The organism is Streptomyces sp. NPDC048604 (assembly GCF_043199435.1).
Classification (GTDB): Bacteria; Actinomycetota; Actinomycetes; order Streptomycetales; family Streptomycetaceae; genus Streptomyces.
Genome location: NZ_JBICVX010000007.1, coordinates 42813 through 61814, shown reverse-complemented (window position 1 = coordinate 61814; position 19002 = coordinate 42813). Strand labels below are relative to the sequence as shown.

The following is a 19002-nucleotide window of genomic DNA, read 5'->3' as shown; positions in this document are numbered from 1 at the left end:
ATCCCCTACGCGCTCAGCCGGCGTTCATCCGGTTCGCCGTGTGGACGGCGCGGAGCACCGCGGCGGCCTTGTTGCGGCACTCGGCGTCCTCGGCGACCGGGTCGGAGTCGGCGACGACACCGGCTCCGGCCTGCACGTAGGCGGTGCCGCCGCGGAGCAGGGCGGTGCGGATGGCGATGGCGGTGTCGGAGTCGCCGGCGAAGTCCAGATAGCCGACGCAGCCGCCGTACAGTCCGCGCCGGGTGGGCTCCAGCTCCTCGATGATCTGCATCGCGCGGGGCTTGGGCGCGCCGGAGAGGGTGCCGGCGGGGAAGCACGCGGTGAGGACGTCGAAGGCGGTCCGTCCCTCGGCGACGCGGCCGGTCACCGTGGAGACGATGTGCATGACGTGCGAGTACCGCTCGATCGACATGAAGTCGACGACCTCGACGGTGCCGGGCTCGCAGACCCGGCCCAGGTCGTTGCGGCCGAGGTCGACGAGCATGAGGTGCTCGGCGCGCTCCTTGGGGTCGGCGAGGAGTTCCTCGGCGAGGTCGTGGTCCTCCTGCGGGGTGGCGCCGCGGGGGCGGGTGCCGGCGATGGGGTGGACCATCGCGTGCCCGTCCTCGACCTTGACCAGCGCCTCGGGCGAGGAGCCGACGACGTCGAAGCCGTTCTCGAAGCGGAAGAGGTACATGTACGGGGACGGGTTGGTGGCCCGCAGGACCCGGTACACGTCGAGGGCGGAGGCGGTGCAGCGGGTCTCGAAGCGCTGGGAGGGCACGACCTGGAAGGCCTCGCCGGCCCGGATGCGCTCTTTGACGTCCTCGACGGCGTCCTGGTACAGGTCCCCGCCCCACAGCGCGGAGAACTCGGGCAGCTCGGAGGGCGGCAGGGCGACGGGCACGGTCTCGACGGGGCGGGCGAGGTCCGCCTCCATGGCGTCGAGGCGGGCGACGGCGTCGGCGTACGCCTCGTCGACGCCGGTGTCGAGGTCGTTGTGGTTGATCGCGTTGGCGATCAGCAGGACGCTGCCGTCCCAGTGGTCGAGGACGGCGAGGTCGCTGGTGAGCAGCATGGTGAGCTCGGGGAGCTCCAGGTCGTCCTGGGTGGAGTCGCCGATGCGCTCCAGCCGGCGGACGATGTCGTAGCCCAGGTAGCCGACCATGCCGCCGGTGAAGGGCGGCATGCCGGACGCGAGGTCGCGGGGGGTGTGCAGGGCCTCGACGGTGGCGCGCAGGGCGGCCAGCGGGTCGCCGTCGACGGGGACGCCGACGGGCGGCGCGCCGAGCCAGTGGGCCCGGCCGTCGCGCACGGTCAGGGTGGCGTCGCTGCGGACGCCGATGAACGAGTACCGCGACCAGGAGCGGCCGTTCTCCGCGGACTCGAGGAGGAAGGTGCCCGGGCGTTCGGCGGCGAGCTTGCGGTAGAGCGCGACCGGGGTGTCGCCGTCCGCGAGGAGACGGCGGCTGACGGGGATGACGCGGCGGTCGCCGGCCAGCTTGCGGAACGTCTCGAGGTCCATGGCGCCCGACCCTACTTTCCGAGCGGGAGCACGTCGGCGTCGAAGCAGGTCCGCGCGCCGGTGTGGCAGGCGGCGCCGACCTGGTCGACCTTGACGAGCACGGTGTCGGCGTCGCAGTCGAGGGCGACGGACCTGACGTGCTGGACGTGACCGGAGGTGTCGCCCTTGACCCAGTACTCCTGGCGGCTGCGCGACCAGTAGGTGGCGCGGCCGGTGGTGAGGGTGCGGTGCAGCGCCTCGTCGTCCATCCAGCCGAGCATGAGCACCTCGCCGGTGTCGTGCTGCTGGGCGATGGCGGGGAACAGGCCGTCGGGGCTGCGCTTGAGGCGGGCGGCGACGGCCGGGTCGAGGGCGCTGGGGGTCCGGGGCGTGCTGGTCATGCGGCCATTGTGCCGCGCCCGGGGACGTTTCCCGGGCGGCCGTCCACTGGGCGGACCGTCGTGGTCCGCCGTACGCTGGCGGGCATGTCGACCCATGCGAAGCGTGAACGGCTCCTTCTGGCGGACCTGTTGGAGGCGGCGGGCCCCGACGCGCCGACGTTGTGCGCGGGCTGGCTGACCCGGGACCTGGCCGCCCATGTGGTGGTACGGGAGCGCCGCCCGGACGCGGCGGCGGGGACGGTGGTGCCGGCGTTGAAGGCGCGGCTGGAGCGGGTGCAGGCGGAGTTCGCGGACAAGCCGTACGAGGAGCTGATCGCGCTGATCCGCACCGGGCCGCCGGCGCTGTCGCCGTTCTCCCTGAAGCAGGTGGACGAGGGCGCGAACACGGTCGAGTTCTACGTCCACACGGAGGACGTCCGGCGCGCCCAGCCGGACTGGTCCCCGCGGGAGCTGGACCCGGTGTTCTCGGACGCCCTGTGGTCCCGCCTGGAGAAGGGCGCCCGCCTTCTGGGCCGCAAGGCCCCGGTGGGCCTGGTCCTGCGCCGGCCCAACGGCCAGACGGCGGTGGCCCACCGGGGCACCCCGGTGGTGACGGCGACCGGCGAGCCGGGCGAGCTGACGATGTTCGTCTTCGGCCGGCAGGACACGGCGAAGGTGCAGCTGGAGGGCGAGCCGGAGGCGGTGACCCGGCTGCGGGACGCGAAGCAGCTGGGGCTCTAGGACCTGTCGCGCGGGGGCGTCCTCGGGAGTTCGGCGCGGCGCAGTGCGGGGACGCTCAGGCTGTACACGCCGCCGAGGGCGCAGATCGCGGCGCTGACGACGTACACCGGGCCGGGGCCCCACAAACCGATGGCCGCGCCGGTGAGGGGGAACGTCAGCGGGGCGACGCCGAGGCTGAAGAAGCTGGACACGGACGTCACCCGTCCGAGGTACGCGGGGTCGCAGTGCGTCTGGACGAGGGAGCCGCACAGGCTCCCGGAGAGCCCGCCGAGCAGCCCGACCAGAACGGCGACGGCGACCGCGGCGGGCAGCTGCGGCACGTACGCGAGGGCGGCGATCGAGCCCGCGCCCAGCGTGAGGGTCCACGCCTTGACGGCCCCGGCGCGGGGTATGTGGCCGCGCACGGTGATGAGCAAGGACGCGACGGCGGCGCCCGCGCCGAAGCCGGCGAGGATCCATCCGATGCCGGAGGCGCCCCAGCCGCGCGTGTCCGAGAGCACGGCGAGTCCGACGTTGAACGGGCCGACGAACCCGAGGTCGCTCAGCGCGATGACGATCATGAGCGGGCCGAGAACCCGGTGGCGGCGCAGGTAGCGCAGCCCGTCGGCGAGGTCGCGCAGCGGGCCGGCTCCTTCCTGCGCTGTGGCGTCGTCGGCGGGCAGGGGCCGGATCCGGAGGGTGAGCAGGAGGGGCAGGGAGAGGACGAAGAGGAGCCCGGCCACCCCGAACGCGGCGGCCGAACCGCCGAGCGCCACGGCGAGCCCGCCGAGCGGCGCGCCGAGCACGAGCCCGACGCGGTACGCGAGTCCCCGCATCCCCTGCACCCGGGCGAGCTGGTCGTGCGCGGCGATCCGCGGCGGCAGCGCGCCCACGGCGGGCAGGAACAGCGCATCGACGACGCCGAAGACCAGCGCGACGGCGGCGAGCACCCACAGTCCGGGCGAGGCGGCCATCAGGACCGCGGCGAGCCCGAGGACGACCAGCGCGCGCACCGCGTCGGAGACGATCACGACCCGGCGGGGCCCGAACCGGTCGGCTAGCACGCCCCCGCCCAGCATCAGCAGCGCCCGCGGCACGGCGCTGACCGCCATGACGAGCCCCGCCTGCGCCGGACTGCCGCCGCGCACGGCGGCCCATGAAAGGGCCAGGTAGTAGACGCTGTCGCCCAGCGTGGAGGCGGTGAACGCCCCCAGCCAGCGCAGCACGTTGAGGTCCCGGTAGGCGGGCCGCGAGGGCGCGGGAGCGCCGGCGGTCCGATCCGCCGTCGTCCCGTCCTCTGCCGTCCGGGTCGTCGTCTCTGTCTTCGTCGTCGAGGTCATCGCGTCACGTCCGGAACGGGAAGCCGTGGAGGTGGACGGCCACGTGCTCGCGGCCTTCGGTGTCGCCGGCGGCCTCGGCGGCGCGGGAGAGGGCGTCGTACTTGTCCACGACCGCGTTCAGCTCCTCCCCCAGCGCCGTGAGTTCCTCGGCGGTGAGGCGGGAGAACCACTCGGCGCCGAGGGAGGCGGTGCGCCACTCGGGGCTCCAGGCGGCCCGCTCGTCCAGGAAGCGGCGGTGCAGCGCGGTGCGCTGCTCGAGGACGGTCCGGCTCAGCGCCAGGCTCGCGGCGACCTGCTCAGGGCCGTCGCTGAAGTCCTCGTCGCGGACCGTCACGCCCCGGCTGCTGGGCTGCCACCAGCGCTCGCGGCCGTCGGTGGACTGGGCTTCGGCCTCCTCGATGAGGCCGTGCTCGGCCAGCTTGCGCAGGTGGTAGCTGACCAGGGAGACCGCCTCGTCGACCTGTTCGGCGAGCTGTGAGGCGGTGGCGGTGCGGGCGATGGAGAGGGCCCTGTAGAGCTGCATGCGCAGGGGGTGGGCGATGGCCTTGAGCGTGCCCAGATCGGTGATCCGGCGGTTCTCCGGTGAGGTCATGTCCACGACGGTAGATGCGAAAGGAAAACTGCGCAACAGAATTTGCGCAAGTTTCCTTTCGTATCCGGCCAAGCAGAAGGGCCCCCTTCCGGAGGCCCTTCAGCCGTGCTCGTAACGCCCGCTAGCGGACCGGGTGGCCCGCCGACCGCAGCGTCTCCTTGACCTCGCCGATCCGCAGATCGCCGAAGTGGAAGACCGAGGCCGCGAGGACCGCGTCCGCGCCCGCCTCGACCGCCGGCGGGAAGTCGGCCAGCCTGCCCGCGCCGCCGCTCGCGATGACCGGGACGGTGACGTGCTTGCGCACAGCCGCGATCATCTCGATGTCGTAGCCGTCCTTGGTGCCGTCCGCGTCCATCGAGTTGAGCAGGATCTCGCCCGCGCCCAGCTCGGCGGCCCGGTGCGCCCACTCGACGGCGTCGATGCCGGTGCCCTGGCGGCCGCCGTGGGTCGTCACCTCGAAGGAGCCCGACTCGGTCCGGCGCGCGTCCACGGACAGGACCAGGACCTGGCGGCCGAAGCGCTCCGCGATCTCCCGGATCAGCTCCGGGCGGGCGATGGCGGCCGTGTTCACACCCACCTTGTCCGCGCCGGCCCGCAGCAGCTTGTCGACGTCCTCCGCCGAGCGGACGCCGCCGCCCACGGTGAGCGGGATGAAGACCTGCTCGGCGGTGCGGCGCACCACGTCGTAGGTGGTCTCCCGGTTGCCGGAGGAGGCGGTGATGTCGAGGAAGGTCAGCTCGTCGGCACCCTCGGCGTCGTACAGCTTGGCCATCTCGACGGGGTCGCCCGCGTCGCGCAGGTTCTGGAAGTTGACGCCCTTGACGACCCGGCCGTTGTCCACGTCCAGGCAGGGGATCACACGTACGGCGAGACTCATGCCGAGCCCTCCCCTCGGTACGCCTCGACCTCGACCTCGACGACGAGGCGCGGGTCGACGAAGCCGGAGACGATGATCATCGACGCGGCCGGGCGGACCTCGTCGAACAGCTCCTTGTGCGCCCGGCCCACCTCGTCCACGTCCCGTGCGTGGGTGATGTACATCCGGGTCCGGACGACGGACTCGGGGCCGAGACCCAGCTGCTTCAGGGCCTCGAATGCCACGTTGAAGGAGTTGACGGTCTGCTCGTACGGACCGCCGTCGGCGATCGTGCCGCCGACCACGGAGGTGCAGCCGGCCACCAGGACCGTGCCGTTCGGCAGTTCCACCGCGCGGGAGTAGCCGAACTGCTCCTCCCAGGGAGCGCCGGTCACCACCTTGCGTACGGACTCGGTCATACGGCGGCCACCGCCTCCAGCGCCTCTTCGAGGGTGAACGCCTTGGCGTACAGCGCCTTGCCGACGATCGCGCCCTCGACGCCCTCGCCCACCAGTCCGGCCAGCGCGCGCAGGTCGTCCAGGGACGACACGCCGCCGGAGGCGACGACCGGCTTGTCGGTGGCGGCGCAGACGTTCTTCAGGAGCTCCAGGTTGGGGCCCTGCAGCGTGCCGTCCTTGGCGATGTCGGTGACGACGTAGCGGGCGCAGCCCTCTGAGTCGAGGCGGGCCAGCGTCTCGTACAGGTCGCCGCCGTCGCGGGTCCAGCCGCGGCCGCGCAGCGTCGTGCCGCGGACGTCCAGGCCGACGGCGATCTTGTCGCCGTGCTCGGCGATGACCTTGGCGACCCACTCGGGGGTCTCCAGGGCCGCGGTGCCCAGGTTGACGCGGGTGCAGCCGGTGGCGAGGGCCGCGGCGAGCGTGGCGTCGTCGCGGATGCCGCCGGACAGCTCGACCTTGATGTCCATGGCGCGGGTCACCTCGGCGACCAGGGCCCGGTTGTCGCCGGTGCCGAACGCGGCGTCCAGGTCGACCAGGTGGAGCCACTCGGCGCCCGCGGCCTGCCAGGCGAGCGCGGCCTGGAGCGGGGAGCCGTACGAGGTCTCGGTGCCGGACTCGCCGTGGACCAGCCGGACGGCCTGGCCGTCGCGTACGTCCACGGCGGGAAGCAGTTCAAGCGTGCGGGACATCAGAGCGTTCCGATCCAGTTGGTGAGCAGCTGCGCGCCGGCGTCGCCGGACTTCTCGGGGTGGAACTGCGTCGCCCACAGGGCGCCGTTCTCGACCGCGGCGACGAAGGGCTCGCCGTGCGTGGCCCAGGTGACCTTGGGCGCGGGGATGTGCGGGTTGGCGGTCTCCAGGGTCCACTCGCGCACCGCGTAGGAGTGCACGAAGTAGAACCGGGCGTCGGCGTCGAGGCCGGCGAACGCCTCGCTGTCGGCGGGCGCGTCGACGGTGTTCCAGCCCATGTGCGGGACGACGGGGGCCTGCAGCGGCCCGACCGTGCCGGGCCACTCGTCGAGGCCCTCGGTCTCCACGCCGTGCTCGATGCCGCGCTCGAACAGGATCTGCATGCCGACGCAGATGCCCATGACGGGGCGGCCGCCGGAGAGCCGGCGGCCGACGATCCAGTCGCCGCGGGCGTCCTTGAGGCCCTTCATGCAGGCGGCGAAGGCGCCGACGCCGGGGACGAGGAGTCCGTCGGCGTTCATGGCGCGCTCGTAGTCGCGGGTGATCTCCACGTCCGCGCCGACCCGGGCGAGGGCCCGCTCGGCGGAGCGGACGTTGCCGAAGCCGTAGTCGAAGACGACGACCTTCTTGGCGGGCGTCGTGGTCATGACCACACGTCCAGCCGCAGCACGCCCGCGGCGAGCGAGAGCGCCGAGGCGATGGCGAGCACGGTGATGACGCCGCGGGACTGCTTCTGCTTGACGAACGAGTACACACCGCCGAGCAGGAACAGTCCGACCACGATCAGGAGGGTGGAGAGGCTGTTCACAGGGCGCCCTTCGTGGAGGGGAGGATTCCGGCCGCGCGCGGGTCGCGCTCGGAGGCGTAGCGCAGGGCGCGGGCGAGGGCCTTGAACTGGCACTCGACGATGTGGTGGGCGTTGCGCCCGTACGGCACGTGGACGTGCAGCGCTATCTGCGCCTGCGCGACGAAGGACTCCAGGATGTGCCGGGTCATGGTCGTGTCGTACGCGCCGATCATCGGCGCCATGTTCTCGGGCTCGGTGTGCACGAGGTACGGGCGGCCGGAGAGGTCGACGGTGACCTGGGCGAGCGACTCGTCCAGCGGCACGGTGCAGTTGCCGAAGCGGTAGATGCCGACCTTGTCGCCGAGGGCCTGCTTGAACGCGGCGCCGAGCGCGAGGGCGGTGTCCTCGATGGTGTGGTGCGAGTCGATGTGCAGGTCGCCGTCGGTCTTCACGGTGAGGTCGAACAGACCGTGCCGGCCGAGCTGGTCGAGCATGTGGTCGTAGAAGCCGACGCCGGTCGACACATCGACCTTTCCGGTGCCGTCCAGGTCGATCTCGACGACGACGGAGGTCTCCTTGGTGGTGCGTTCCACCCGTCCTACGCGGCTCATGCCTGCTCCTTCTTCAACTCACGGACCGCGTCCAGGAACGCGTCGTTCTCTTCCGGGGTGCCGGCGGTGACCCGCAGCCAGCCCGGTACGCCGTTGTCCCGGACCAGGACGCCCCGGTCGAGGATCTTCTGCCAGGCCTCGTGGGAGCCCTCGGCTCCGTCGAAGCGGCCGAACTGCACGAAGTTCGCGTCGGACGCGGTGACCTCGTAGCCGATCGCGCGCAGCTCGTCGACCAGCCGGTCCCGTTCGGCCTTCAGCTGCTCGACGTAGCCGAGCAGTGTGTCGGTGTGCTCCAGGGCGGCCAGTGCGGTGGCCTGGGTGACGGCGGACAGGTGGTACGGCAGCCGGACCAGCTGGACGGCGTCGACGACGGCCGGGTGGGCCGCCAGATAGCCGAGGCGAAGCCCGGCGGCGCCGAAGGCCTTGGACATGGTGCGGGAGATCACCAGGTTCGGCCGGCCCTCGATGAGCGGCAGCAGCGAGTCGCGGTGGCTGAATTCCACGTACGCCTCGTCCACGACGACCAGGGAGGGTTTGGCGGCCTGCGCGGCCTCGTACAGGGCGAGCACGGTCTCCGCCTCGACCGCCGTGCCGGTGGGGTTGTTGGGCGAGGTGATGAACACGACGTCCGGCGCGTTCTCGGCGATGGCCTGCTCGGCCGCCGTCACATCGATCGTGAAGTCGTCGTTGCGCGGGCCGGAGATCCAGCCGGTGCCGGTGCCGCGCGCGATCAGCGCGTGCATCGAGTACGAGGGCTCGAAGCCGATGGCCGTACGGCCGGGCCCGCCGAAGGTCTGCAGCAGCTGCTGGAGGACCTCGTTGGAGCCGTTGGCCGCCCAGACGTTGCCGACCGCGACCGCGTGCTTGGCGGTCTTGGTGAGGTACGCGGCCAGCTCGGTGCGCAGTTCGATCGCGTCCCGGTCGGGGTAGCGGTTGAGGCTGCGGGCGGCCTCGGCCACCCGCTCGGCGATGCGCCGGACCAGCGGCTCGGGCAGCGGGTACGGGTTCTCGTTGGTGTTCAGCTGGACGGGCACGTCGAGCTGCGGCGCGCCGTAGGGGGACTTGCCGCGCAGTTCGTCGCGGATGGGGAGGTCGTCGATGCCGAGGGTGCGGGTGTCGCTCACTTGCCGGGGACCTTCCATCCGAACCTCGCCTTGAGAGCAGCGCCGTGCGCCGGGAGGTCCTCGGCCTCGGCCAGCGTCACCACGTGGTGGGCGACGTCGGCGAGCGCGTCCCGGGTGTAGTCCACGATGTGGACGCCGCGCAGGAAGGACTGCACGGACAGGCCGGAGGAGTGGCAGGCGCAGCCGCCGGTGGGCAGGACGTGGTTGGAGCCCGCGCAGTAGTCGCCGAGCGAGACCGGGGCCCACGGGCCGACGAAGATCGCTCCGGCGTTGCGGACCCGGGCGGCCAGGGCGGCGGCGTCGGCGGTCTGGATCTCCAGGTGCTCGGCGCCGTACGCGTCGACGACCTTGAGACCGTCCTCCAGGTCGCGGACCAGCACGATCGCGGACTGCTTGCCGGACAGCGCCGGGACGATCCGGTCGTCGACGTGCTTGGACGCGGCGACCTGGGTCTTCAGCTCGGCCTCGGTGGCCTCGGCCAGCTCCTCGGAGTCGGTGACCAGGACGGAGGCGGCCATCGGGTCGTGCTCGGCCTGGCTGATCAGGTCGGCGGCGACGTGCACCGGGTCGGCGGTGGAGTCCGCGAGGACCGCGATCTCCGTCGGGCCCGCCTCGGCGTCGATGCCGATGCGGCCCTTGAGGAGGCGCTTGGCGGCGGCGACGTAGATGTTGCCGGGGCCGGTGACCAGGTTGACCGGGGCGCAGCCCTCCGGGCCCTCGGTGCCGTACGCGAACATGGCGATGGCCTGCGCGCCGCCGGCGGCGTAGACCTCGTCGACGCCGAGCAGGGCGCAGGCGGCGAGGATCGTGGGGTGCGGCAGGCCGCCGAAGTCCTTCTGCGGCGGCGAGGCGACGGCCACGCTCTCGACTCCGGCCTCCTGCGCCGGGACGACGTTCATCACGACGGAGGACGGGTACACGGCCCGGCCGCCCGGCACGTAGAGCCCGACGCGCTCGACGGGGATCCACTTCTCGGTGACCGTGCCACCGGGCACGACCTGGGTGGTGTGGTCGGTGCGGCGCTGCTCGCGGTGGACCAGGCGGGCCCGGCGGATGGACTCCTCGAGGGCGGCGCGGACGGCCGGGTCCAGCTCCTCGAGGGCGCGGGCGATCGCCTCGGCGGGGACGCGCAGGCTCGTGAGCCGCACGCCGTCGAATTTCTCTCCGTAGTCGATCACCGCTGCGGCGCCATGATGCCGGACGTCCTCGCAGATGGGCCGCACCGTCTCCAGGGCGGCTTCCACGTCGAACTCGGCACGGGGCAGCAGGTCACGCAGCGCGCCACCCTGCGGAAGGGTGTCGCCGCGCAGGTCGATTCGAGAGATCACGGGTCAATTCTCGCAGACCGTTTTCACCGCCGGACGCCCGTATCACTGGCTGATACAAGCCACACGACATACGGACTGTCACAGCTGACCGTTAGCGTTCAGTTCGTCACTCAGAGGGAAGAACGGCCGTACGAATCCGGAAGCGAGGGGGCGGCAGTGACCGAGCCGCGCGACGACAGCCCGCCGGACGATCTCACCGGCGCGGAGCTGACCATGTGGCAGGCGTTCCGGATCGGGGCGACCTGCGATCTGAGACAGGGCAGTCCACTGCTCGACGATCCGTTCTCGGGACGGGACTGGCCCGAGGAGCGCATGGTCCGTGCGGAGGTGGTGGCGCTGCTGCTGCTCCACGGACCGCCGGCCCGGTCCGGGCGGGTGTCGGCGCTGAAACTGCGCGGGGCGCAGATCACGGGGACGCTGAATCTGGCGGGCGGGACCATAGACCCGTACGTGGAGCTGCACGGCTGCCGGTTCGAGCACGAGCTGGTGCTGCCGGAGTCGCACTTCCGCACGCTGCGGATGGTGGAGTGCGCGATCCCGCGGATCGAGGCGGCCCGGCTGCACACGCAGGGCGATCTGCATCTGCCGCGGTGCCGGGTGGAGCGGGGGATCCGGCTGACGGACGCGCAGATCGGCACGGATCTGCTGATCAACCAGATCAGGGTGTGGCCGGACCGGCGGGGCCGGGCGATCACCGCGGACGGCCTGTCCGTGGCGCAGGACCTGCAGGCCGAGCTGATCGAGACGTACGGCGAGGTCAGTCTGCGTGGCGCGAAGGTCGGCGTGTCGCTGAGCCTGCGCGGCAGCCGGCTGCGCGGCGCGCGGGAGAGACGCGCGCTGAACGCGCCGCAGCTGACGGTGGAGCGCTCGCTGTACCTGAACGCGGCCTGGGTGTACGAGACGGGGAACCCGGGCGCCACTCCCCCGTACGGCGTGGCGACCACGCCGGCGCAGGGGGCGCGGCGCCGGCCGGTGGAGTGCCACGGCGGAGTGCGGCTCGACGACGGCCGGTTCGGGGACTCGGTGGACCTGCACTACGCGCGGTTCGTGCTGAACGGGGCGCGCCGCGAGGAGGTGTCGCTGCGCCGGATCGTCACGCCCGAGCTGCGGTTCAACGGGGAGCGGCCGGAGGAGGGCCGGGTGGTCCTGAACGGGGCGAAGGTGGTGACGCTGATCGATCTGTCGACGTCCTGGCCGGGGCCCGGGGGCCTGGCGATCAACGGCTTCGCCTACGAGAACCTGGTGCCGTACGGACATTTCCCGCTGGCCCGGAGGCTGGAGTGGGTGGCGGCGGCGACGCCGGAGTACGCCCCGGAGCCGTACGAACGCCTGGCGACGGTGCTGCGCAACAGCGGCGAGGACGCGGAGGCGCGGGAGGTGCTGCTGGCCAAGCAGCGGCGGCGGCGCGAGACGCTGCCGGTGGCGGGCAAGCTCTGGGGCCATCTGCAGGACTGGACGGTGGCGTACGGCTACCGGCCGGGCCGGGCAGCGCTCTGGATGGCGGTGCTGTGGGCGGTGGGGGCGCTGGCGTTCGCGCGGTACGAACCGGTGCCGCTGAAGGCGGGCGAGGCGCCCATGTGGAACGCGCCGCTGTACGCGCTGGACCTGCTGCTGCCGGTGATCAACCTCGGGCAGGAGGGGTACTGGCGGCTGTCGGGACCCTGGCAGTGGGTCGCGACGGGGCTGATCCTGACCGGCTGGATCCTGGCGACGACGGTGGCGGCCGGCGCGTCGCGGCTCCTGAGGCGCGGCTGACGGACGGACGTGTCCGGCGGCGTGTCGGGCGGGCGGCGGGGCGGCTGCGGACGGCGTGTCGGGCGGGTTCGGCGGGACGGCCGCGGGCGGCGTGTCGGGCGCGTGCGGAGGTGTGCGCGGGGCGCGCGCCGTGGGCGCAATCGCCCCTTCCTGCCCCCGTCCTTTACATGTTCTTGACGTTCCGGAATACAACCATTCCGGCGCTACCAACTCTTCACAGTCAGCCACTGGCGCGGCCGCGACCTGCGGTTTTCAATGGTCCGCACCATGTCATCGCTCCGTGCGCTGTTCCGCGCTCCCCGCAGGGTCCGGCCCGCCCCGCCGCCGGGCCCGGGGCTGCCGCCGGACGGCGAGGTGCTGCTCGACGCGCCGGACGCGCGGCTCGGCCCGGCGCTGGTCGCGGCCGCCCTCGGGGACCCCGGGCCGGCCGCCAAACTGCTCGCCACCACCCGCGAGGCCGGCGAGTGGGAGAACCGGGACCGGTACACGGCCCGGCTCGCGACCTTCGCGCAGAGCCGCGGCGAGTGGCTGGCGCACTGGCTGGCCGTCTCCCCCGGCGATCCGGACGCCCGGCTCGTGGAGGCGGAGCTGGCGGTGCGCCGGGCCTGGCAGTCGCCGGCCCGCGCGGAGCGGCTGCACGAACTCGCCCCGCTGGTCGACGCGGTCGCGACCGCCGACCCGGCGGACCCGGTGCCCTGGCGGCTCGCCCTGGACCACGCCCGCGGGGCGCACTCCGGCGACCTGGTCTTCGAGCGCGTCTGGGAGCAGGCCGTGCGGCGTTCCCCGCACCACTACGGCTGCCATGTCGCCGCCCTGAAGTACCTCTCCGCACCCTGGCACGGCTCGCACGGCGCCTGTTTCGACTTCGCCGAGCAGGCCGCCGACGACGCCCCGCCCGGCTCGCTCGTCCGGGCGCTGCCGGTGCGGGCCGCGCTCGCCCTGCTGCTGAGCGGCCGGCCGGCCGGGGCGCTGCCCCAGGCCCGGATCGACGCGGCGGCGGACCGGGCGATCGCGCTGTCCGCGGCGTACCCGGCCGGCGATCCGTGGCCCGCGGAGGTGCGGAACCTGCTGGTGTACGTGCTGGTGGAGCGCGGCCGCCGGGCGGAGGCGCTGGAGCAGTTCCGCCGGATCGGCCCGTACGCCACCTCGTTCCCGTGGTCGTCCGTGACCGACGATCCGCTGGCCCGGTTCCTGGAGGCCAGGGACGGGGTGCGGCGGTTCGCGGGGGCCGCGGACGGGCGGTTCGGACGGGCCGGTCACAGCCGCGCCCACGGCCATTACGCTTGACCGCTGTGACCACCGCTCGTCTGCCTCTGTTCCCCCTCAACGGGGTGCTGTTCCCGGGTCTCGTGCTGCCCCTGAACGTCTTCGAGGAGCGTTATCGCGCCATGATGCGCGAGCTTCTGAAGACCGCCGAGGACGAGCCGCGCCGCTTCGCCGTCGTCGCCATCCGCGACGGCCGCGAGGTCGCCCCCTCCGCTCCGGGACTGCCCGACCAGACCGCCCTGCCCGAGAAGGGGCCGGCCGCCGGGTTCGGCCCGGACCCGATCCAGGCGTTCCACCGGGTCGGCTGCGTCGCCGACGCGGCCTCGATCCGCGAACGCGCGGACGGCAGCTTCGAGGTGATGTGCACCGGCACGACCCGGGTGAAGCTGCTGTCGGTGGACTCGACGGGGCCGTACCTGACGGCCGAGGTGGAGGAAGTGGCCGAGGACCGGGGCGAGGGGGCCGGGGCGCTCGCGGAGGGCGTGCTGCGGGCGTTCCGCGCGTATCAGAAGCGGCTGGCCGGAGCGCGGGAGCGCTCGCTGACCACCGCCGAGCTGCCCGACGACCCGTCGGTGGTGTCGTACCTGGTGGCCGCGGCCGCGGTGCTCGACACGCCGGCGAAGCAGCGGCTGCTGCAGGCGCCGGACACGGCGACCCGGCTGCGCGAGGAACTGGCGGTGCTGCGCCGCGAGACGGCGGTGCTGCGGCATCTGCCCTCGCTGCCCGCGGTGGACCTCACGCACGCGCCGAGCAGCCCGAACTGACCGAGGAACCCTTCGTGGCGAAGAAGCAGAAGAAGCAGGGCGCCGGGGGCACCCCGGCGACCGTCGCGCTGGCGGCGGCGGGCACCGCGTTCACGGTGCACGCGTACGACCACGACCCGGCGACGCCCTCGTACGGCGGGGAGGCGGCGGAGGCGCTCGGCGTGTCGCCGGATCGGGTCTTCAAGACGCTGGTCGCGGACGTGGACGGCGAGCTGACGGTGGCCGTGGTGCCGGTGGCCGGCCAGCTGGACCTGAAGGCGCTGGCCTCGGCGGTCGGCGGCAAGCGCGCCGCGATGGCGGACCCGGCGGCGGCCGAACGCACCACCGGCTATGTGCGGGGCGGGATCTCCCCGCTGGGTCAGCGCAAGAAGCTCCGCACGGTCCTGGACGAGTCGGCCTCCGCGCACGACACGATCTGCGTCTCGGCGGGCCGCCGCGGCCTGGAGGTCGAACTGGCCCCGGCCGACCTGGCGGCCCTGACCTCGGCGGTCCTGGCCCCGATCGGGCGCGGCTGACGCAGCCGGGCCGGGCCCAGGGCCCGCGAGACCCCCCGTTCCGCCGCTACCCCTCGCTGCGCCGCGGCGGGGGCTGGTCCCAGGGGCCCCATTCCGGCTCCGGGTCACGGGGGCCGAAGAGGGCGGTCAGGGCGAGGTGGAGGGCCATCGCCGCTATGGGCCAGGCCAGCAGCGCGCCCAGGGTGTTCAGCTCCAGCGGCGCGTCGAAGGGCACGCCCTTGCCGACGGCGCGGGCGTGCGCGACCACGTCGTCCGTGGGGCCGAGGAACGTGCCGACGCCCCAGGCGACCGCCGAGCCGAGGATGCCGCCCACGGCCAGCGCGAGGACCAGTGCGACGCCGCCCTGACGGCGCCACAGGAAGACCAGCAGCGCGGCGAGCGCGCCGAAGCCGAGGCCGAGCAGCGCGAAAGTGCCGTCGGCGCCGATGGCCGACTCGCCCTCGCTGTTCTCCAGGAAGACCGCCTTGCCGTCCGAGATCAGCGGGATCCGCGGCGCCAGCCACAGCCACATCAGCCCGAACACCACGCCGAGCGGCAGCGAGAGCCCGAGCACCGCGAACACGCCGCGCACGTCGCGCGCCGGCCCGGGGTCCGGGGTGGGCTCGGGGTACGGCGAGGGCCACGGCGCGCCGTGGGGCTGCGAGGGCGGCTGGTGAGGCGGCGTCAGAGGAGCGGTCACCCCGCCATCGTGCCAGGCGGGGCGACGGCCCGCCTCATCGGAGGGTGGTCTCAGCGGACGGCGGCCCGCCGGTACGCCCAGGTCGCCAGGGCCAGCGAGACCACGCCGACGGCCCCGCACACGGCGAGGTCCAGCCCCACGGCGGCCCAGTCCGGGTGCGGGTCGAAGGTACGGGCCAGGGCCTCGACGCCGTACGTGGACGGCAGCAGGTCCCGGGCGTACCCGATCACGCCGGGCAGCCGCTCCGCCGGCAGCACGCCGAGCAGCAGCGCGGCCGACATGCCGAGCTGGCCGAGCAGGGTGGCCAGCTCCTGCCGGGGCGCGAGCAGGCCGAGGGCCGCGCCGAGCCCGGAGAGCGCCGCGCCGGCCAGCGGCACCACGGCGGCGAGGATCCACAGGTGGGTCAGCGGCAGCCCGTAGAGCAGGGAGCCGGCCACCGCGGTGACGACCGTGCCGGGCACGGTGAAGGAGGCGTACGCGGCCGCCGCGCCGAGCACGACCGAGGCGGGCGGCACCGGCAGCGTGGCGTAGTGGTCGAGTCCGCCGCCGGCCCGCAGCTGCCCGAAGTACTGGGCGAGCAGGTTGAGCGCGACGAACGCGACGACGAGGACGGCGGAGCCGGCCACGACGGCGCGGGCCTCCGGGCCGCCGTCGACGACCCCACGCATCAGGACCATGATCCCGACGGACTGGAAGGTCGCCACGAACAGCAGCGGGATCCGGGCCACCCGGGCCCTCGACAGCTGGGCCCGGTAGACCGCGGCGAGCGCCGGCAGCAGCCGGGCGCGTGGGGCGAGCGGAACGGGGTCCCCCGTCTCGTCCCACGCGGGGGCGCGGCCCGTCGTGGACGTGGCCTCCGCGGGCACGATGCTCACCTGACGCTGCTCCTGTCCGATTCCACTGCCTGCGTTCCGCGTGCCGCTGGGACTCACGCCTTCACCAGGCCCTTCGTCGCCCCGCCGAGGGAGAGGTAGACGTCCTCCAGGCTGGGGGTGGCGAGGGTGAAGTCGTCGAGGGCGGCGAAGGCCGCCCCGCCGGTGACCGCGGCGACGGCCGCCCGGGCCTCCTCGGGGGCCAGCCGGAGCACCCAGCGCCGGCCGGACTCGGCGGCGGAGGGCTGCAGCGCGGCGACCTCGGGGACGTCCAGCGGGGGCCGGTCGCGCCAGACCAGTTCGACGCGGACCTCGCCGGCGACGCGTTCCTTGAGTCCGGCGGGCGTGTCGCAGGCGATCACCCGGCCGCGGTCGAGGACGGCGACCCGGTCGAGGACGGTCTCCGCCTCGATGACGTTGTGGGTGACGAGCAGGACGGTGGCGCCGTGCTCGGCGCGGCGGCGGTCGACGGCGGCCCAGACGGCGCGGCGGGCGACCGGGTCCATGCCGGTGGTGGGCTCGTCGAGGACGAGCACCGGCCGCTCGCCGACGAGGGCGGCGGCGAAGCAGGCGAGCCGACGCTGGCCGCCGGAGAGCTTCTTCAGCGGCCGCCCGGCCAGTTCGGTCAGCCCGAGCTCGTCGAGGACGGCGTCCCGCTCGGCGCGGGCGGCGGGGGCGGTCAGTCCGCGCAGCCGGCCGGTGGTCTCGCCGGCGAGGGAGACGGTCAGCTCGTCGAGGGCGGTGGACTCCTGGCCGAGGTAGCCGACGAGCCGGGCGGCGCGCTCGGGGTGGCGTACGAGGTCGTGGCCGAGCAGCCGGACGGTGCCGGAGTCGGGGCGCATCAGACCGGTGAGCTGGCGGACCAGGGTGGACTTGCCGGCGCCGTTGGGTCCGAGCAGGCCGAAGATCTCGCCGCCGCGCACGTCGAGGCTGATGCCGTCGGTGGCGCGCACCTCGGGCGTTGCCGGGGTCCCCCGGCTGCCGCGCGTGGCGGGGTACGTCTTGACCAGATCCCGCACCACGCACACCGTACTCACGAGGGAGGAGCCTACGCCGGTCCCCGGCTCTGCTCGGGCGCGGGGGCGTGTTCTGCGGCCGCGCGCACGTCGATCTCGCGCCAGAAGCCGGCCCGGATCGCGTACCTGTCGTGCTCGTCGATCTGGTCGTCCTTGTGCGCGAGCAGGCCGAACCGGGCCGCGTACCTCAGCAGTTCGCCGTCGATGCGGTGCGGGACGCGCGGGTACATGCCGGCGAGGCGCTGGACGTGACTCTGCTCCGGGAGCCGCTCCATCCAGCGGCGGGCGAACACCTGGCCGACCTCGAAGGGGTCGCCGCCGACCGTGGTGATGTCCTCCTCGCGGTCGGCCCAGCGCTGCTCGGCGCTGGTGAGCTGGGCGAGGGTGGGCAGCGAGGCGGTCTCGGCGGGCTCGCCGAGCGGGCCGCCGGAGCGGTCGATCCAGCCGCGGTCGGAGGACCAGCGCAGGGTCGCGCCGACGGGAGGGGCGGGAGGGTGGCTGCCGGGGCCGCGCAGTCCGGCGAGGTCCTTGGGGGTGGGCACGGACTTGCCGCCGGGGGCGGGGGCGGCCGGCTCTTCGGTTCCGGTGGGCGGGGCGGCCGGGCTGTCGGCCGCGGGGGCCTCCGCACCGTTGGCGGCCGCCGCGGCCGCTGCCGCGGCGGCGGCTTCGGCGGCCCGTTCGGCGGAGGCGGCGAGCGCGGCCTCGGGCAGCGGGGCGGAGAGGATGGCGGCGATCTCGGGGCGCGGGGCGGGCGGCGGGGCGCAGACGCCGGTGAGGTCCTTGGCGCGGACGGCCCGGGTGATCCACTCGCGGTCCAGGACCCGGCGTTCGTCGGCCTCGGCGACGAGGTCCTCGGACTGGTTGTAGTCGCCGTCGGCGGCCTGGACGGCCCAGAGGTGGACGGCGACGCCGTGTTCCTTGGCGGACATCAGGCCGGGCAGCAGATCGCCGTCGCCGGTGACCAGGACGACGTCCGAGCAGGCGCGGTTTCTGGCCAGTTCGGTGAGCTCGGCGTGCATGGCCGCGTCGACGCCCTTCTGCGCCCAGCGGCCGTCGCTGCGGGTCAGCGCGCCCAGCCGCACGGTGACCCGGGGCATCACGCGCAGCCGGCGGTGCTCCGGCTGGGGGACCCGGTCGGGGGCGCCGTCGAACCAGTAGATGCGCAGCAGCGGCTGGGCGGTGTCGGCCTCGGCGCGTTCGCGCAGGCCCTGGATGAGGGCGGCGTGGTCGACCGTGATGCGGGAGCGGGCCGGTTCCCCGGCGAGCAGGCTCGCGGCGGCGCCCAGCAGATAGCCGGCGTCCACCAGAACGACGCAGCGGTCCACGTGTTCCACCCTCTTTCGGGAACCTCGGGATCGGAAGTGCTTCGGGTTCCTTCGAGTCTGCCCGACCGTCGCTGCGCAGACAGCGGGAACTGGATCATCGGCGTGGCGGAAGTCACTCGGTTTTCCCGGCGTGCCGCGATTACGGTCCGTAATGATCCAAAATGCGACGCTTCTCCCCCTGTGTGAGTCTGACAGCGGCCCTGGCCCCCAGACCCCTTCGAGGAGGCATCACTCCCATGGCCAAGAACCGCAAGCAGAACCGCAGTCAGCAGTCCGCTTCGCCGGCCGAGCGCGGCGCCCAGCAGGCCCAGCAGATGTCGCTGGAGTCCGAGGCGCAGAACCGCGCCTCGCAGGTCACGCCGAGCGACATCGCCCGCAAGGGCCGGCAGAAGCGCTTCGGCCACAACTGACGTGGCCTGAAGCCGTAGGCAAAAGGGGCGCG

At 73.7% G+C, this 19002-nt stretch carries 22 protein-coding genes; 6 read left to right on the top strand and 16 right to left on the bottom strand.

Going from position 1 to position 19002, the window contains the following annotated elements; translation table 11 throughout:
- Positions 1-13: 13 nt before the first annotated feature.
- Both ACGFMM_RS16440 and hisI read right to left on the bottom strand, forming a co-directional pair.
- Positions 14-1504 carry an anthranilate synthase component I gene (locus tag ACGFMM_RS16440; RefSeq protein WP_393647013.1) on the bottom strand — a complete coding sequence of 497 codons (1491 nt, stop codon included), beginning with the start codon at positions 1502-1504 and terminating at the stop codon, positions 14-16.
- 11 nt (positions 1505-1515) lie between these two features.
- Complete coding sequence (gene hisI / locus ACGFMM_RS16435; protein WP_393647012.1) at positions 1516-1884, bottom strand: phosphoribosyl-AMP cyclohydrolase; 369 nt, start codon at positions 1882-1884, stop codon at positions 1516-1518.
- An 84-nt stretch (positions 1885-1968) separates the two neighbouring features.
- Between hisI and ACGFMM_RS16430 the strand changes: the two genes are divergently transcribed.
- Positions 1969-2604, top strand: a complete 636-nt coding sequence (locus ACGFMM_RS16430) for a TIGR03085 family metal-binding protein (RefSeq protein ID WP_393647011.1) — start codon at positions 1969-1971, stop codon at positions 2602-2604.
- Here the strand turns inward: ACGFMM_RS16430 and ACGFMM_RS16425 are convergent.
- From ACGFMM_RS16425 to hisD, 10 genes are all read right to left on the bottom strand, one after another.
- The gene (locus tag ACGFMM_RS16425; RefSeq protein ID WP_393647010.1) at positions 2601-3923 is read right to left on the bottom strand and encodes an MFS transporter; all 1323 of its coding nucleotides are present in this window, start codon (positions 3921-3923) and stop codon (positions 2601-2603) included. The genes ACGFMM_RS16430 and ACGFMM_RS16425 overlap by 4 nt on opposite strands.
- A gap of 4 nt (positions 3924-3927) precedes the next feature.
- Positions 3928-4515 (bottom strand): ArsR/SmtB family transcription factor, encoded by a 588-nt coding sequence (locus ACGFMM_RS16420; RefSeq protein ID WP_393647009.1) that lies wholly within the window; start codon positions 4513-4515, stop codon positions 3928-3930.
- 121 nt (positions 4516-4636) lie between these two features.
- Positions 4637-5392, bottom strand: a complete 756-nt coding sequence (gene hisF / locus ACGFMM_RS16415; protein WP_393647008.1) for an imidazole glycerol phosphate synthase subunit HisF — start codon at positions 5390-5392, stop codon at positions 4637-4639.
- Positions 5389-5790: a RidA family protein gene (locus ACGFMM_RS16410; protein ID WP_393647007.1), complete on the bottom strand. Its 402-nt coding sequence runs from the start codon at positions 5788-5790 to the stop codon at positions 5389-5391. Before ACGFMM_RS16410 ends, hisF begins: the two co-directional genes overlap by 4 nt.
- A complete protein-coding gene (gene priA, locus ACGFMM_RS16405) occupies positions 5787-6518 on the bottom strand; it encodes a bifunctional 1-(5-phosphoribosyl)-5-((5-phosphoribosylamino)methylideneamino)imidazole-4-carboxamide isomerase/phosphoribosylanthranilate isomerase PriA (RefSeq protein ID WP_393647006.1) in 732 nt (243 codons plus the stop codon). Before priA ends, ACGFMM_RS16410 begins: the two co-directional genes overlap by 4 nt.
- Positions 6518-7165 carry an imidazole glycerol phosphate synthase subunit HisH gene (gene hisH, locus ACGFMM_RS16400; RefSeq protein ID WP_393647005.1) on the bottom strand — a complete coding sequence of 216 codons (648 nt, stop codon included), beginning with the start codon at positions 7163-7165 and terminating at the stop codon, positions 6518-6520. The genes priA and hisH overlap by 1 nt, the downstream gene beginning before the upstream one ends.
- Positions 7162-7326: a hypothetical protein gene (locus ACGFMM_RS16395; protein ID WP_393647004.1), complete on the bottom strand. Its 165-nt coding sequence runs from the start codon at positions 7324-7326 to the stop codon at positions 7162-7164. Before ACGFMM_RS16395 ends, hisH begins: the two co-directional genes overlap by 4 nt.
- Positions 7323-7916, bottom strand: coding sequence for an imidazoleglycerol-phosphate dehydratase HisB (gene hisB, locus ACGFMM_RS16390; RefSeq protein WP_023589163.1), 594 nt, complete (start codon positions 7914-7916; stop codon positions 7323-7325). Before hisB ends, ACGFMM_RS16395 begins: the two co-directional genes overlap by 4 nt.
- Positions 7913-9040 carry a histidinol-phosphate transaminase gene (locus tag ACGFMM_RS16385; RefSeq protein ID WP_393647003.1) on the bottom strand — a complete coding sequence of 376 codons (1128 nt, stop codon included), beginning with the start codon at positions 9038-9040 and terminating at the stop codon, positions 7913-7915. The genes hisB and ACGFMM_RS16385 overlap by 4 nt, the downstream gene beginning before the upstream one ends.
- Positions 9037-10368, bottom strand: coding sequence for a histidinol dehydrogenase (gene hisD, locus ACGFMM_RS16380; protein ID WP_393647002.1), 1332 nt, complete (start codon positions 10366-10368; stop codon positions 9037-9039). Before hisD ends, ACGFMM_RS16385 begins: the two co-directional genes overlap by 4 nt.
- 156 nt (positions 10369-10524) lie before the next feature.
- Between hisD and ACGFMM_RS16375 the strand changes: the two genes are divergently transcribed.
- The 4 genes from ACGFMM_RS16375 to ybaK all read left to right on the top strand — a co-directional run bounded on the left by ACGFMM_RS16375 (position 10525) and on the right by ybaK (position 14668).
- Positions 10525-12123, top strand: coding sequence for an oxidoreductase (locus tag ACGFMM_RS16375; protein ID WP_393647001.1), 1599 nt, complete (start codon positions 10525-10527; stop codon positions 12121-12123).
- Between the two features lie 255 nt (positions 12124-12378).
- Entirely contained in the window at positions 12379-13410 is a 1032-nt protein-coding gene (locus tag ACGFMM_RS16370; RefSeq protein ID WP_393647000.1) for a hypothetical protein, read from the top strand.
- A 5-nt stretch (positions 13411-13415) separates the two neighbouring features.
- The gene (locus tag ACGFMM_RS16365) at positions 13416-14153 is read left to right on the top strand and encodes an LON peptidase substrate-binding domain-containing protein (RefSeq protein WP_393646999.1); all 738 of its coding nucleotides are present in this window, start codon (positions 13416-13418) and stop codon (positions 14151-14153) included.
- 14 nt (positions 14154-14167) lie between these two features.
- Positions 14168-14668, top strand: a complete 501-nt coding sequence (ybaK, locus tag ACGFMM_RS16360) for a Cys-tRNA(Pro) deacylase (RefSeq protein ID WP_393646998.1) — start codon at positions 14168-14170, stop codon at positions 14666-14668.
- Between the two features lie 46 nt (positions 14669-14714).
- Here ybaK and ACGFMM_RS16355 read toward each other — a convergent pair whose 3' ends face one another.
- From ACGFMM_RS16355 to ACGFMM_RS16340, 4 genes are read right to left on the bottom strand one after another with little or no spacing between them, the layout of a single operon-like run.
- Entirely contained in the window at positions 14715-15347 is a 633-nt protein-coding gene (locus ACGFMM_RS16355; protein ID WP_393646997.1) for a DUF2567 domain-containing protein, read from the bottom strand.
- 50 nt (positions 15348-15397) lie between these two features.
- The gene (locus tag ACGFMM_RS16350; protein ID WP_393646996.1) at positions 15398-16222 is read right to left on the bottom strand and encodes an ABC transporter permease; all 825 of its coding nucleotides are present in this window, start codon (positions 16220-16222) and stop codon (positions 15398-15400) included.
- Between the two features lie 53 nt (positions 16223-16275).
- A complete protein-coding gene (locus ACGFMM_RS16345) occupies positions 16276-17247 on the bottom strand; it encodes an ABC transporter ATP-binding protein (RefSeq protein ID WP_393647267.1) in 972 nt (323 codons plus the stop codon).
- A 20-nt stretch (positions 17248-17267) separates the two neighbouring features.
- A complete protein-coding gene (locus ACGFMM_RS16340) occupies positions 17268-18560 on the bottom strand; it encodes an NYN domain-containing protein (protein WP_393646995.1) in 1293 nt (430 codons plus the stop codon).
- 236 nt (positions 18561-18796) lie between these two features.
- Here ACGFMM_RS16340 and ACGFMM_RS16335 point away from each other — a divergent pair, with 236 nt between their 5' ends.
- Positions 18797-18970 (top strand): hypothetical protein, encoded by a 174-nt coding sequence (locus tag ACGFMM_RS16335; protein WP_393646994.1) that lies wholly within the window; start codon positions 18797-18799, stop codon positions 18968-18970.
- The last annotated feature ends 32 nt before the right edge of the window (positions 18971-19002 follow it).

Bases quoted from the DNA above. Each gene is read 5' to 3' on its own strand.
- ACGFMM_RS16440 (WP_393647013.1), bottom strand. From the start codon at position 1,504: ATGGACCTCGAGACGTTCCGCAAGCTGGCCGGCGACCGCCGCGTCATC.
- hisI (WP_393647012.1), bottom strand. From the start codon at position 1,884: ATGACCAGCACGCCCCGGACCCCCAGCGCCCTCGACCCGGCCGTCGCC.
- ACGFMM_RS16430 (WP_393647011.1), top strand. From the start codon at position 1,969: ATGTCGACCCATGCGAAGCGTGAACGGCTCCTTCTGGCGGACCTGTTG.
- ACGFMM_RS16425 (WP_393647010.1), bottom strand. From the start codon at position 3,923: ATGACCTCGACGACGAAGACAGAGACGACGACCCGGACGGCAGAGGAC.
- ACGFMM_RS16420 (WP_393647009.1), bottom strand. From the start codon at position 4,515: ATGACCTCACCGGAGAACCGCCGGATCACCGATCTGGGCACGCTCAAG.
- hisF (WP_393647008.1), bottom strand. From the start codon at position 5,392: ATGAGTCTCGCCGTACGTGTGATCCCCTGCCTGGACGTGGACAACGGC.
- ACGFMM_RS16410 (WP_393647007.1), bottom strand. From the start codon at position 5,790: ATGACCGAGTCCGTACGCAAGGTGGTGACCGGCGCTCCCTGGGAGGAG.
- priA (WP_393647006.1), bottom strand. From the start codon at position 6,518: ATGTCCCGCACGCTTGAACTGCTTCCCGCCGTGGACGTACGCGACGGC.
- hisH (WP_393647005.1), bottom strand. From the start codon at position 7,165: ATGACCACGACGCCCGCCAAGAAGGTCGTCGTCTTCGACTACGGCTTC.
- hisB (WP_023589163.1), bottom strand. From the start codon at position 7,916: ATGAGCCGCGTAGGACGGGTGGAACGCACCACCAAGGAGACCTCCGTC.
- ACGFMM_RS16370 (WP_393647000.1), top strand. From the start codon at position 12,379: ATGGTCCGCACCATGTCATCGCTCCGTGCGCTGTTCCGCGCTCCCCGC.
- ACGFMM_RS16335 (WP_393646994.1), top strand. From the start codon at position 18,797: ATGGCCAAGAACCGCAAGCAGAACCGCAGTCAGCAGTCCGCTTCGCCG.